The following is a 12,906-nucleotide window of genomic DNA, read 5'->3' as shown; positions in this document are numbered from 1 at the left end:
TTACAATTTAATTTGAGATGAATCCCTTTTCGTTCTAAGCGAATCCTCTTTAGCGGCTTTCGCAGCTTTTATAGAATCAGCCTTTATATTTTCATTCTTTATACCAATAACCTGGTTGGTATATTTTACATTGATCATTTTATAAGTATCCCAGCCCACCTTTGGCAACACCTGTTTATAAAAAGCCTGCAGATTGTTCAGTTTCACATTAAGCGAATCTGCATTGCCTATCAGGATCCTTTGATTACCTACCCTCGGGATCAGTTCTATCTCGCGATCGTTATTCACATACATCTGTGCTATCTGCGCGTCCCAGAGCGAATCCCTCCGGATATAATCGGCTGCTTTAAACAGATCTTTCGCCAACCTTGTATGTAACGAATCAACACGGTTAGTAAACAGCTCGTCTATAAAACCATTGGCTACCAATACCCTTGCGGTAAAGTTTAATGATAACGGAATTTTTAAACCATGCTGGTCTACATAAAAATCCATGTCATAACGGTTCATTACCCGTAGTATCGGCTGGCGCTGGCTCACCTCAACCCTCAACACGCCATCCATTTCGGTATAAACCTTTGCAAACTCAATAAAAGGGTTGGCCTTAAGCTTATCCTCCAGTTCCTGGATATTGATATTTTCAATAGGTCTGCCTACCAGCGAGTGACTGGTAACTTCGATAATGTGATCAACTTCCTGTTTATCAATAAAATATTGCCCACCAGGAATGCTCACATTTACCGCAGTACATTTAACACCCGCTTTTTTTGTTTCAATAAAACTCATGAGCACCACAAGGCCACCCAGGCTTATTACCCAGGCACAACCTATCAACAGGCGCTTCCAAATGAGTTTTTTATTCATTACTTAATACTTGTTTTAATGGCTGCACCAGTGTATCAATATCACCGGCGCCTACCGTTAATAATAACTCCGGCTTTTCGGCAGCTACTGCGGCTACCGCGGCCTCTTTACTTAATATCCTTTTGTTTTGCAGTTGCATGCGGTTAAGCAGCATCTGCGAATTAACTCCTTCAATCGGCAATTCACGCGCAGGATAAATTTCCAATAGTATCAGCTCATCAACCATGTCAAGCACTTCGGCAAAACCATCGGCAAAATCACGGGTGCGGGTAAATAAATGCGGCTGAAATATGGCCGTTAACTTTTTAGCCGGGTATAGCCTTTTAACTGATGAAATACAAGCCCTCAGTTCTTCGGGATGGTGTGCGTAATCATCAATATAAATATGCTTCGGTGTTTTAACAATGTATTCAAACCTGCGTTTAACCCCTTTAAATGATGCCAGTGCTTCCTTGATATCAGCCGGGGCAATATCCAGTTTCAACACAGCTTCAATGGCAGCTACCGCATTCTCCACGTTGTGGGTACCTGCTATACCCATTTTTATATCTGTAATACTTACAGCAGCGCTGTTATAATCAAAGTAAAAATCACCGTCAATTATCCTCACATTTGAAGCATGGGCATCGGCAGTTTCATCTTCAAAGGCGTAGGTGTAACCGCCATCCAAAGGCAAACCATTTTTGTGCACCAGCGTACCACCGGGTTTTATCTGCGAAGCAAACAACCTAAACGACTCGGTCAGATGTGCATGATCACCATAGATATCCAGGTGGTCAGCATCCATCGAGGTGATGATTGCTACATCAGGGAACAGCGTAAGGAACGAGCGATCATACTCATCGGCCTCAACCACCATTACATTATTTTTGCCGTACAGCACATTGGTTTGGTAGTTTGATGAAATACCACCCAAAAATGCCGAGCAGTCATTACCCGAAGCCTTAAGCAAATATGCCACCATGGTTGAGGTAGTAGTTTTGCCATGTGTACCGGCCACAGCAATAGTAAATGAACTCTTGCTGATCAACCCTAAAACCTGCGAGCGTTTATATAGCTCAAAGCCGTGGCTTTTGAAATAGTTAACGATGTGCGAATCCTTTGGTACTGCAGGCGTATAAATAATAAGCGTATCGCTGCATGGCTTTTGAAAACTCATAGGGATATAATCCGCATGATCTTCAAAAACTACCTGGATGCCCTCGTTGTGCAACTGGTTTGTTAAATCAGTCGATGTTTTGTCATATCCGCAAACAATGCAACCCAAATGATGGAAATAGCGAGCCAGGCCGCTCATACCGATGCCGCCTATGCCTATGAGATAAACTCTTTTTATATCGTGCAGTTCCATTTTCAATTCGTTTAAAAAAGGCCCTCCTCCCTTTGGAAGAGGAGGACCATCATTTAATTGTTACTTATAATTTGGATAAGTTCCTTTGCTATAACTTCATCGGCATTTGGCATGGCCATTTTACCAATGTTTATGCTCAATTTTTTCTGCAGGTCGCGGTCTTCCAATAATTCAAGCGCCCTGTCAACCAGTTTTGCTTCAGCATCCCTGTCGGCCACAAATACCGCCGCGTTTTCGTGTACCAGTGCCAAAGCGTTTTTTGTTTGATGATCTTCGGCCACATTAGGCGAAGGCACCAGGATCACCGGTTTTTTGATAGCACACAGCTCGGCAATTGTGCCGGCCCCTGCCCTTGATATGATGATATCGGCAGCAGCATAAGCCAGGTCCATCCGGGTTAAAAACTCCCTGATCTGTAAATCGGGATGATAATTTTCGCCCAGCTTTTCGATGATACTTTTATAATAAAACTTACCGGTTTGCCATATCACCTGTACATCGGCAGCCAGCAGCTTATCAATACCATTCATGATACTGTTATTAAGCGTGCGTGCCCCAAGGCTGCCGCCGGTTATCAGTATCGTTTTTTTAAAATGAGACAAATGGTACAGCTCCAATGCCTGCATGTGCTTACCGGCAATGTTCACCGCATCCTTGCGGATAGGGTTGCCGGTTTTAATGATCTTATCGGCAGGGAAAAACTTATCCATACCATCAAAGGCCACGCAGATCTTTTGAGCGTGTTTACCTAACCACTTATTGGTAATACCCGCATACGAGTTTTGTTCCTGTATGAGATATGGTATCCCCTTCAACGATGCAGCATATAATAACGGGCCCGAAGCGTATCCACCCACACCTACGGCAGCATCTGGCTTAAAATCTTTAATGATCTTGATAGCCTTGCGCACACTATTGGCCAGCTTAACGGGGAACATCAGGTTTTTAACTATAGAACCACGCTGAATCCCCTGGATATCCAAACCGATGATCTTATAACCCGCCGCCGGAACTTTATCCATCTCCATGCGACCATTAGCGCCTACAAACAGGATCTCAGTATTAGGATCAATATTTTTTAAAGCATTTGCAATAGAGATAGCCGGGAAGATATGTCCTCCTGTTCCGCCACCGCTTATGATTATCCTTTTTGACATGCTTTTAATTTTAACTTAAATCCTGTTCCTAACTTCGTTTATAACTAATCTCTTATCTCCAACCACTAATCATTAGTCTACGCCGTCCTGATCTCTCCTACTATAATTTTATTAGGGCCTGTATTATCTTCTTTTATAGTTTTATCTTTTTTTGGCTCTTCGATATCCTTGCTTACTGAAAGTATAATACCGAAGGCAATACTTGTAAATAATATCGAGGTTCCCCCCATACTTACCAACGGCAACGGCACACCCGTTACTGGCCCTAAGCCTACTGCTACCGCCATATTGGCAAAAGCCTGTATAGTTAAACTAAAGCTTAAGCCGCAGGCCAATAAAGCCCCAAAAGCTTTCGGCGCCTTCGTTATAATCTTGATACATCGATACAGCAGGAACACATAAATTCCCACTACTACAATTCCTCCTATCAAACCGTACTCCTCAACTATGATGGCATAAATCTCATCAGAGTATGACTCGGGCAGGTAATTTCTTTCGGTACTGTTGCCGGGGCCTTTGCCAAATAAACCACCTGTAGCGATAGCAATCTTGGCGTGGTCGCTCTGGAAAGATTTATCGGCCTTTGCCAGCTCCGGGTGCATAAACACCTTCATACGCGACACGTAAGTATGCCGCCTCGGCCCTAAGAATATTACCCCCATTAACAATATAAAACCTGCAGCACAGGTAATAGCTATCTGCCTGATACTGATACGGCCGATAATCAATAGTAATATGCTAACCCCAAACAGCATCAACGCTGTTGAAAGGTTGGCCAATGCAATTAATATAAACACCACACAAACCGAACCCATAATAGGCAAAAAGGACTCTTTAACATCCTTAATATTTTCCTGCTTGCGCGATAATGTACGGGCCAGGTAAGTGATCAAAGCCAGCTTAGCCAAATCCGAAGTCTGGAAGCTTAATCCCGTTCCGGGGATGGCTATCCAGCGACTGGCGTTGTTGATATGGCTACCGAAAACCAACGTATACACCAATAATGGAATGGTAACGATCATCATTACCTTAGAGATACCTGCATAATAACGGTAATCAAGCTTATGCGAAAAATACATCAGCGCGATACCGCCCACTATCATAAACACGTGTTTCATGAGAATGATCTCTACCCCTTTGCCCTGCTTAAATGCCAGCGTACCTACCGAGCTGTATACCGCCAACAAGGATATAACAGAAAGCAATATGACTATTAGCCATATCCAGCGATCTCCTTTTGTGTTGTTTAATATCCTATGCATTCTGAACCTTGATTTTTAGGATTTTGGGATTAACCTGATCCTATATTTTGTGTTACTTACTCATTTGCAATCTGCACATCCGAAATCTGCACATTTACAATTCTTTCACTGCCGCTTTAAACTGGTTGCCGCGGTCTTCGTAGTTTTTAAACAGGTCGAAGCTGGCGCAGGCTGGTGACAGTAATACAGTATCGCCTTTAGTTGCCAGGTGATAAGCTACAGTTGCGGCTTCCTGGGCAGATGACGTATTTACTATGATGTCAACCATGTCTTCAAAAGCATCGTGAATACGTTTATTATCCTTGCCTAAACACACAATAGCTTTTACCTTTTGCTTAACCAGATCATTAAGCATACTATAATCATTCCCTTTGTCAACACCACCCAAAATCAATACAACATCGCTGGTCATGCTTTCCAAAGCATACCAGGTTGAATTAACATTGGTAGCCTTTGAATCATTAATGAAGCGGATGCCTGAGATATTGGCAACAAACTCCAGGCGGTGCTCAATGCTTTTAAAGTTACCCATGCTCTCCCTCATCGTTTCGTTACGTAGCTCCAACACTTTTGCTACAATACCCGATGCCATGGAGTTGTAAATGTTGTGCTTGCCTTGCAGGGCTAAATCTTGAATTGACATTGTAAAATGTTCTTGTGTTGTGTTAATGACAATATTGTCGTTGCTATCCAGGTATGCGCCCGGTTCAAATTTTTGCTGTATGGAAAACGGCAACAGCTGTGCCCCGAACGTTCGCTCCTTCATTCCCTTTATTGTTTCCGGGTCATCGGCACAATAAATAAAATAATCAGCGGCCGTCTGGTTCTGCGCTATCCTGAACTTGGATGCCGCGTAGTTTTCCAGTTTATAATCATACCTGTCCAAATGGTCGGGTGTGATGTTTAGTAGTACCGCTATGTCAACCTTAAACCTGAACATATCGTCGAGCATAAAGCTGCTTAGCTCCAGCACATACCAATCAAACTTTTCGGTAGCAACCTGGTAAGCAAAACTTTTACCTATGTTACCAGCCAAACCAACATTCATTCCCGCATTTTTTAAAATATGGTAGGTTAAGCTGGTAGTTGTGGTTTTACCGTTTGAACCTGTTATACCAATGATTTTTGCATCAGTGTACCTCCCGGCAAACTCAATCTCCGATACTACAGGCGTTCCTTTTTCGTGCAGCTTTTTGATCATCGGCGCCTTATCCGGAATACCGGGGCTTTTGATCACTTCGGCTGCGTTGAGGATCAGTTCTTCTGTATGTTGTTTCTCTTCAAAAGGAATTTTCCAATCTTCGAGCTGCTTTTTATAGTTATCGGCAATGCCGCCAAAATCCGACACAAAAACATCAAAGCCCTGTTGTTGCGCAAGATATGCAGCTCCAACACCACTTTCGCCAGCACCGAGGATGACAAGACGTACCGCCCCCCCCGCCCCCTGAAGGAGGTGCTTTTGATTTGCGTCTTTGTTATTATTGTCGTTCATTTTTATTTTCTTTTGGGATTTCACCGATTATTTGATGATTTCACCGATTTCTTTTTTCTTTCTTGTCTCTTGACGCTTGATTTCCTAACTCTCGATCTCTTGTTTCCTGACTCTTGATTTCTTGCTTCTCTTCTTAGCGGAGCTTCAACGTTATCACCGTGACTATTGCCAGTATGATACAGATGATCCAGAAGCGGGTAACAATTTTAGCTTCGTGAAAACCCTTTTTCTGATAGTGATGGTGAAGCGGAGCCATTAAAAACACGCGCCTGCCTTCGCCGAATTTCTTTTTGGTGTATTTAAACCATGATACCTGTATAATCACCGAAAAATTCTCTACCAGGAAAATACCGCACAGCAATGGCAGCATCAGCTCCTTACGGATCATGATGGCAAACACCGCAATAATACCACCTATAGCAAGACTGCCGGTATCGCCCATGAACACCTGTGCCGGATATGAGTTGTACCATAAAAAGCCTACGCAAGCCCCAACAAAAGCACCGGCAAAAACTACCAGCTCGCCCGAGTTTGGGATGTACATAATGTTCAGGTAATCGGCAATAACCGTGTTGCCCGACACGTAGGCCAGTATGGCCAGTGTAATACCAATAATGGCCGAGGTGCCCGTAGCCAGGCCATCAATACCATCCGTTATATTTGCCCCGTTGGAGATAAACGTGATAATAAGGATCACAAAAAACAGGAACACCACAAGGGCATATTGCTCGTAACCTTTACCCAAAAACTTCAACACTTTGCCATAATCAAACTCATTGTTTTTATAGAATGGCATTGTTGTTTTGGTAGAATGTACATCCTGAGTGTAAACGGGCGTATTACGTTTCATATGAAACTCAACCGGGGCATCGTCTTTCACCGGCAACACCACTTCCTGGCGGATGATGATATTGCTGTTGAAATACATTGTCCAACCAACAATAAGCGATAAACCTACCTGGCCAATGATCTTGAACCTGCCCGCTAAGCCTTCTTTATTTTTTTTGAATACTTTAATATAATCGTCAAGGAAACCAATGGCACCCAACCAAACGGTAGTGATGATCATCAGGATCACGTATACATTTTCCAGCTTAGCAAAAAGTAGCGTTGGTATTAAAATACCCAGCAAAATAATAATACCACCCATGGTTGGGGTACCCGATTTTTGCATCTGCCCTTCCAAGCCCAAATTCCTTACAGTTTCACCCACCTGTTTAAAGCGCAGGTAATCAATCAACCTCCGACCGTAAACTGTGGTGATCAGCAATGATGTGATTACAGCCATCGCCATCCTGAATGTGATGTATTGAAATACACCTATCCCGGGGATACTGTAATTTTTGCTTAAGTAACTAAACAGGTAATACAACATTGCTTTTCTCTTTTACTAATAGTATCTTCTTAATCTAACCAACCGCTTTCGCTATTGCCCCGTCTTTTACACCAAATCTTTGAACCGGTTTTCCAGTTCTTCCATATCATCGAAGTGGTTTTTCACCCCGTTTATTTCCTGGTATTTTTCGTGCCCTTTACCCGCTACCAGTATAATATCACCAGGATTAGCCAGCATGCAGGCCGTTTTAATAGCCTCATGCCTGTCGATGATGCTTACCGTATGACGCTTAAATGCCGGGTCAACACCTTCTTCCATCTCTTTGATGATCTGCGCCGGGTCTTCGGTACGCGGATTATCGGATGTCAGGATTACCTTGTCACTCCATTCACAGGCAGTTTTAGCCATAATGGGGCGTTTGGTTTTATCCCTGTCGCCACCGCAGCCAATTACTGTGATCACTTTCTCATTACCCTTGCGGATATCATGAATAGTGCTTAGTACATTCTGTACGGCATCGGGCGTATGCGCATAATCAACTATACCTACCACCTTATTAGGAGCGGTGATATACTCAAAGCGACCTTCGGCACCTGTAAGTTTGCTCAAGCTGGTAAGTACTTTAGCTTTATCCTGCTCAAGCAGCATTGCAGTAGCATAAACTCCTAACAGGTTATAAGCATTGAATGTACCCACCATTTTAAACCATACTTCCTCGCCGTCAATTTGTAGTAACAAGCCGCTGAACTGATTTTCGAGGATGCGGGCTTTATAATCGGCCATGGTTTTAAGGCCATAGCTTTTTTTATGTGCTGCTGTGTTTTGCAGCATCACGTTACCATTTTTATCATCGCTGTTGGTAAGTGCAAAAGCATCTTTAGGCAAACCATCAAAAAATTCCTTTTTGGCATTCAAATACCTCAGAAAGGTTTTGTGGTAGTCCAAATGATCGTGCGTTAAATTGGTAAACACACCACCCGCAAAAACCAAACTTTCAATACGCTTTTGTGAAATAGCATGTGAGCTAACTTCCATAAAGCAATAATCACAACCGCTATCCACCATTTCGGCAAGCAAATTGTTTAGCTCAACCGGATCAGGTGTTGTATGAGTTGATGGGATCACTTTACCGTTTATCTGATTTTCAACAGTTGAAAGCAAGCCACATTTATATCCCAGATCGCGGAACAGCTGATATAGCAGTGTTGCGATAGTTGTTTTACCATTGGTGCCCGTTACCCCAACCAGTTTTAATTTGGCCGATGGGTTATCATAAAAATTAGCGGCTACAATGCCTAATGCTACTGCCGAATCGGCTACCATCAGGAAATCAACTTCGCCTGTGGTATGGGCCGGAAGATCTTCACAAATTACTGCTACAGCGCCCTTTTTGATGGCCTGGTCAATATAATCATGCCCGTCAACAAGAGTTCCTTTTACGGCAACAAACATTGCCCCAGGAATCACTGCCCTCGAATCAAAAGCTATCGCCGTGATCTCCACGTCAGCACTTCCCTGCAACTCAGTGAAGGCCAGTCCATCAATTACATCGCTTAAATACCTCATTGCAGTTCTATTAAAATTCGTGATCCTTTTGGTATTGCACTTCCTCCGGTAACCGATTGAGTGGTAACTATCCCGCTTCCGCGCACAGTTACCTTATAACCAGCGTTACCCATTACGTATAACGCATCGCTTAGCCCCATGCCTGTTACCGATGGCACGGTACCGTTTTTATATTTTACTTCCTCAAACGGGATACCATTGCTTGTATCAACAGTACTGTTAGCCGATGCATACAGCGGTTTAACACCCAGTTTTGAATAAACCTTTTTTAGGGCTTTCATATTTCCCTGCTTTACCTGCGGCAATACCGTATTACCTACGTAATGCGCCTGCGAGGTTTGATTAATATCAAGGTCATTAGCATACACCCTGTCGGCCACCTCCCTAAACACCGGACCGGCAACTTTTGCAGCCAGGTAATCGCCCTGGGTTGGATTATTAATCACCACAATCATCGAATATTTAGGATGATCGGCCGGGAAATAGCCGCAAAAAGAGGCCTGATATTTTTTATCCTTATAACCTTTTGTTCCGTTAGCCACCTGTGCTGTACCGGTTTTACCCGCCACACTGTATAGCTTGTTTTTAATAACATTTTTACCGGTACCATTCATCACCACCCCTTCAAGCATCCCGCGCACTTTACCTAAAGTTGCTTCGGAACAAACCTGCTCAGTAATTACCCTTGCCTGGAATTGCTCAATAGGATTGCCCAATCTGCGAATTTCTCGAACCAGCAACGGCGCAATCATTTTACCATTGTTGGCAACCGAATTATAATAAGCCAGCATTTGCAGCGGCGTAATATTCATTTCATAACCATAAGCCATCTCTGGCAAGCTGTAATTTTTGTTCCAGCTGCGGTTTGATGGATTTTTAATTACCGGCCTGCCCTCGCCCTGAATTTGCAGTTGAAGTTTTTCGTTCAGGTGGTAGCTGTATAATTTATTAATGTACTCCCACGGATTATTGTGGTAAAACCTATCAACCAATTTTGCAGCCGCCACGTTTGATGACTCCTCAAAAGCACGCTTAACCGACATTTCATAATTATCATGCTCGGTATCGGTAATGGTTGGCCCTTTCGGGAATTTATATTTACCACCTTCGGCATTGATTATGGTGCTGGTATCAATCTTATGCTGATCGAGCATGGTCATGTACGATGCCAGTTTAAAGGTCGACCCAGGATCAATAGCGTTACTGATAGCATAGTTCATTTGCTCTTTATAATCGCCATCCTTGGTGCGGGTATAATTGGCAATAGCCCTGATCTCGCCGGTAGATACCTCCATAAGCACAACGCAGCCATGATCGGCCGCGCTTTTTACCAGTTGTTTTTTTAAAGCATCCTGCGCTACATCCTGAAAGTTTACGTTGATGGTTGAAATAATATCAGCGCCATCTTTAGGCGCTATCTCGTCATCATCGTCAACCGGCATCCAGATACCACCGGGGATCCGCTGCATTAAACGCCTGCCGCTTTCGCCATTAATGTATGACGAATAAGCACCTTCCAGACCAACCGGGTTCTTTACGTTTTCGTTTTTATAACCGATAGTACGCGCCGCCAGCGACTGGAACGGCAGGATCCTCCTGTTTTTTTGAATAACAATTAACCCTCCTTTGTATTTCCCCATGTTAAACACAGGAAACTGGCGGATCTTTTTCAGGTCCTGGTACGATACTTTACGCCTGATGAGCACATAACGTGAACTATCCCTGCGTGCCTCGCGCAACACACGCGAATAATCTCTTGCCGACCTGTCACCAAACATACCCGACAGCTTTGCAGCCAGCAGGTCGATATTGTTATTAAAAGCGGTATCCGATGCTATGCCACCAGCCAGCATATCCATATGCAGTTCATACTCCGGCACCGAAGTAGCCAGCAAACTTCCATCAACAGAAAAAATATTACCCCTTGCTGCTTCAACAGTTTGGTATTGTGCCGAAAGATCAGCAGCCATTGCCTTCCACTTATCGCCCTGAACATATTGCAGGCGACACAACTGAACCACAACAGCAATGGCCAAAAGCAAAACAAGACCAAAGGCTAAATAAACCCTGGCCAATATGTTAGTCCTAATTCCCATCTGCCACCTCCTTCACTGTTATTTTTCCCGGCGGATCAACGGATTGACTCAAGCCCAAAGTATCTGCACGCTTGGCCACTTCAGTAAGCGTGCTTTTAAAAGCCATATCGGCCTTTGTTGATTTATAATCCCAACCAAGCTCCTTAACCTCTTTGGTAAGCGCATCAATTTCACGTACCGATTTTTCGGCATAGTGCATGTTACCAATGTACACCATACCTAAAAAGGCTAAAAACAAAACAAAGGGCAAAGCATTGGTAGCCTTCTCGGTTGTAAGAAAGCCCCTTGTAAAAAGTTGCGTAAAGAAGTTATCCGGCAATTCCCTTGCAGGCCTTTCCTCAATTACCTCCTCAACTTCTTCCTCCTCCTGAATTTCTGTACGTAAACGATTGGTCATTTTTTTACAGCTATTCTTAACTTAGCGCTCCGTGCCCTGTTATTATTGGTTATCTCCTCTGCCGATGCCGTTATAGCTCCGCGGCTTACAGCATCAAGCGGTTTATTATCGTTTCCATAAAGGTCTTTCTCCACCTCGCCGCTGAACTTGCCTTTGGCGATGAAGTTTTTTACCAGCCTGTCCTCAAGCGAGTGATATGACATCACCACCAGCCTGCCACCTACTGCTAAAACTTCTGCCGACTGCATTAAAAAATCCTTCAATGCCTCCAGTTCCTGATTAACCTCTATTCTTAATGCCTGGAACACTTGTGCCAGGTATTTATTTTCTTTTCCTTTCGGGATGCGTGCGCTGATCACATTTTTCAGATCAGCGATAGTTACTATCGATGTATTTAACCTTGCGGTGGCAATAGTTTCGGCCAATGATTTGGCATTTTGAATTTCGCCGTAAATACCAAAGATCCGGTGCAGGTCGGCCACCGAATAATTATTCACCACATCCTTTGCAGTCAGCTCGCCCAACTGGTTCATACGCATATCCAACTCGGCATCAAACCGGATGGAAAACCCGCGATCGGCCTCATCAAACTGGTGCGATGATACACCCAAATCGGCCAGAATACCATTTACAGGAATAGCGCCATGTAAACGGCAAAAGTTTTTGAGATACCTGAAATTCTGATCTACAAAAACAAAACGCTCATCATCAATTATATTACGCTGCGCATCAGCATCCTGATCAAAAGCAATCAACCTGCCTTTTGGGCCCAGGTGCTTCAAAATCTCGCGCGAATGACCACCACCTCCAAAAGTCACATCCACATAAGTACCGTCCGGATCAATATTCAGCCCATCAATACATTCCCTCAGCATTACCGGTACATGGTACTCACTCATTCCTGCTCCTTATTTTTACCACCCATTACTTTTTTAGCCAACGCGCTAAAACTTTTGGGCTCATCATCCATCAGTTTGCGGTGCGCTTCGGCATCCCAAACCTCAATTTTATTCAACTGGCAAGCCAGCACTACATCCCCTTTTATACCCGCATATTCCAACAGGAATTTTGGCAACAATACCCTGCCGGCAGCATCAGGCATAAGCTCGGTGGCACCACGGGTAAAATATCGTATAAAGGCTATATTATCCTCTTCGTATTCATTAAGTTTGCTCAAATCTTCAAGTCGTTTATCCCATTCCTTTTTAGTGTATATGACGAGGTATTTTTCAAACCCGCGATTGATCACCAGGCCTTCAGATTCCAGTTCAGGAAGCTTCTTTTTAAGGCCAGCCGGTATCATCATCCTAAATTTAGGATCAAGCTTACACTCAAATTCACCGGTTAAAAACGACATTGTATGACTTGGGCAATTTTGTAACGTA

General features: G+C 43.6%; 11 protein-coding genes. All 11 read right to left on the bottom strand.

Annotated elements, in window-relative coordinates:
- A complete protein-coding gene (locus BMX50_RS21270; protein WP_208864760.1) occupies nucleotides 1-864 on the bottom strand; it encodes a cell division protein FtsQ/DivIB in 864 nt (287 codons plus the stop codon).
- Nucleotides 857-2,215, bottom strand: a complete 1,359-nt coding sequence (gene murC / locus BMX50_RS21265) for a UDP-N-acetylmuramate--L-alanine ligase (protein ID WP_091213368.1) — start codon at nucleotides 2,213-2,215, stop codon at nucleotides 857-859. The genes BMX50_RS21270 and murC overlap by 8 nt, the downstream gene beginning before the upstream one ends.
- Before the next feature lie 53 nt (nucleotides 2,216-2,268).
- Entirely contained in the window at nucleotides 2,269-3,372 is a 1,104-nt protein-coding gene (gene murG, locus BMX50_RS21260; RefSeq protein ID WP_091213365.1) for an undecaprenyldiphospho-muramoylpentapeptide beta-N-acetylglucosaminyltransferase, read from the bottom strand.
- A gap of 77 nt (nucleotides 3,373-3,449) precedes the next feature.
- Complete coding sequence (locus BMX50_RS21255) at nucleotides 3,450-4,634, bottom strand: FtsW/RodA/SpoVE family cell cycle protein (RefSeq protein WP_091213363.1); 1,185 nt, start codon at nucleotides 4,632-4,634, stop codon at nucleotides 3,450-3,452.
- Nucleotides 4,635-4,728: 94 nt separating this feature from the next.
- Nucleotides 4,729-6,126 carry a UDP-N-acetylmuramoyl-L-alanine--D-glutamate ligase gene (gene murD, locus BMX50_RS21250; RefSeq protein WP_091213360.1) on the bottom strand — a complete coding sequence of 466 codons (1,398 nt, stop codon included), beginning with the start codon at nucleotides 6,124-6,126 and terminating at the stop codon, nucleotides 4,729-4,731.
- A 133-nt stretch (nucleotides 6,127-6,259) separates the two neighbouring features.
- On the bottom strand, nucleotides 6,260-7,501 hold the full coding sequence (gene mraY / locus BMX50_RS21245; RefSeq protein ID WP_091213358.1) for a phospho-N-acetylmuramoyl-pentapeptide-transferase: 1,242 nt from the start codon (nucleotides 7,499-7,501) through the stop codon (nucleotides 6,260-6,262).
- Nucleotides 7,502-7,567: 66 nt separating this feature from the next.
- The gene (locus BMX50_RS21240) at nucleotides 7,568-9,028 is read right to left on the bottom strand and encodes a UDP-N-acetylmuramoyl-L-alanyl-D-glutamate--2,6-diaminopimelate ligase (RefSeq protein ID WP_091213356.1); all 1,461 of its coding nucleotides are present in this window, start codon (nucleotides 9,026-9,028) and stop codon (nucleotides 7,568-7,570) included.
- Nucleotides 9,025-11,124, bottom strand: coding sequence for a penicillin-binding protein (locus BMX50_RS21235; protein ID WP_091213354.1), 2,100 nt, complete (start codon nucleotides 11,122-11,124; stop codon nucleotides 9,025-9,027). The genes BMX50_RS21240 and BMX50_RS21235 overlap by 4 nt, the downstream gene beginning before the upstream one ends.
- Nucleotides 11,114-11,521: an FtsL-like putative cell division protein gene (locus tag BMX50_RS21230; protein WP_091213351.1), complete on the bottom strand. Its 408-nt coding sequence runs from the start codon at nucleotides 11,519-11,521 to the stop codon at nucleotides 11,114-11,116. The genes BMX50_RS21235 and BMX50_RS21230 overlap by 11 nt, the downstream gene beginning before the upstream one ends.
- Nucleotides 11,518-12,420 (bottom strand): 16S rRNA (cytosine(1402)-N(4))-methyltransferase RsmH, encoded by a 903-nt coding sequence (gene rsmH / locus BMX50_RS21225; RefSeq protein WP_091213350.1) that lies wholly within the window; start codon nucleotides 12,418-12,420, stop codon nucleotides 11,518-11,520. Before rsmH ends, BMX50_RS21230 begins: the two co-directional genes overlap by 4 nt.
- On the bottom strand, nucleotides 12,417-12,878 hold the full coding sequence (locus BMX50_RS21220; RefSeq protein ID WP_091213347.1) for a division/cell wall cluster transcriptional repressor MraZ: 462 nt from the start codon (nucleotides 12,876-12,878) through the stop codon (nucleotides 12,417-12,419). The genes rsmH and BMX50_RS21220 overlap by 4 nt, the downstream gene beginning before the upstream one ends.
- Nucleotides 12,879-12,906 lie beyond the last annotated feature (28 nt).

The sequence above is a fragment of the Mucilaginibacter gossypiicola genome, from assembly GCF_900110105.1.
Lineage (GTDB): Bacteria > Bacteroidota > Bacteroidia > Sphingobacteriales > Sphingobacteriaceae > Mucilaginibacter > Mucilaginibacter gossypiicola.
This window is presented reverse-complemented; position numbering and strand designations above follow the sequence as displayed.

What these genes read in the sequence shown, in the direction of transcription:
- BMX50_RS21270 (WP_208864760.1), bottom strand. Translation starts at nt 864, where the DNA reads ATGAATAAAAAACTCATTTGGAAGCGCCTGTTGATAGGTTGTGCCTGG.
- murC (WP_091213368.1), bottom strand. Translation starts at nt 2,215, where the DNA reads ATGGAACTGCACGATATAAAAAGAGTTTATCTCATAGGCATAGGCGGC.
- murG (WP_091213365.1), bottom strand. Translation starts at nt 3,372, where the DNA reads ATGTCAAAAAGGATAATCATAAGCGGTGGCGGAACAGGAGGACATATC.
- BMX50_RS21255 (WP_091213363.1), bottom strand. Translation starts at nt 4,634, where the DNA reads ATGCATAGGATATTAAACAACACAAAAGGAGATCGCTGGATATGGCTA.
- murD (WP_091213360.1), bottom strand. Translation starts at nt 6,126, where the DNA reads ATGAACGACAATAATAACAAAGACGCAAATCAAAAGCACCTCCTTCAG.
- mraY (WP_091213358.1), bottom strand. Translation starts at nt 7,501, where the DNA reads ATGTTGTATTACCTGTTTAGTTACTTAAGCAAAAATTACAGTATCCCC.
- BMX50_RS21240 (WP_091213356.1), bottom strand. Translation starts at nt 9,028, where the DNA reads ATGAGGTATTTAAGCGATGTAATTGATGGACTGGCCTTCACTGAGTTG.
- BMX50_RS21235 (WP_091213354.1), bottom strand. Translation starts at nt 11,124, where the DNA reads ATGGGAATTAGGACTAACATATTGGCCAGGGTTTATTTAGCCTTTGGT.
- BMX50_RS21230 (WP_091213351.1), bottom strand. Translation starts at nt 11,521, where the DNA reads ATGACCAATCGTTTACGTACAGAAATTCAGGAGGAGGAAGAAGTTGAG.
- rsmH (WP_091213350.1), bottom strand. Translation starts at nt 12,420, where the DNA reads ATGAGTGAGTACCATGTACCGGTAATGCTGAGGGAATGTATTGATGGG.
- BMX50_RS21220 (WP_091213347.1), bottom strand. Translation starts at nt 12,878, where the DNA reads ATGTCGTTTTTAACCGGTGAATTTGAGTGTAAGCTTGATCCTAAATTT.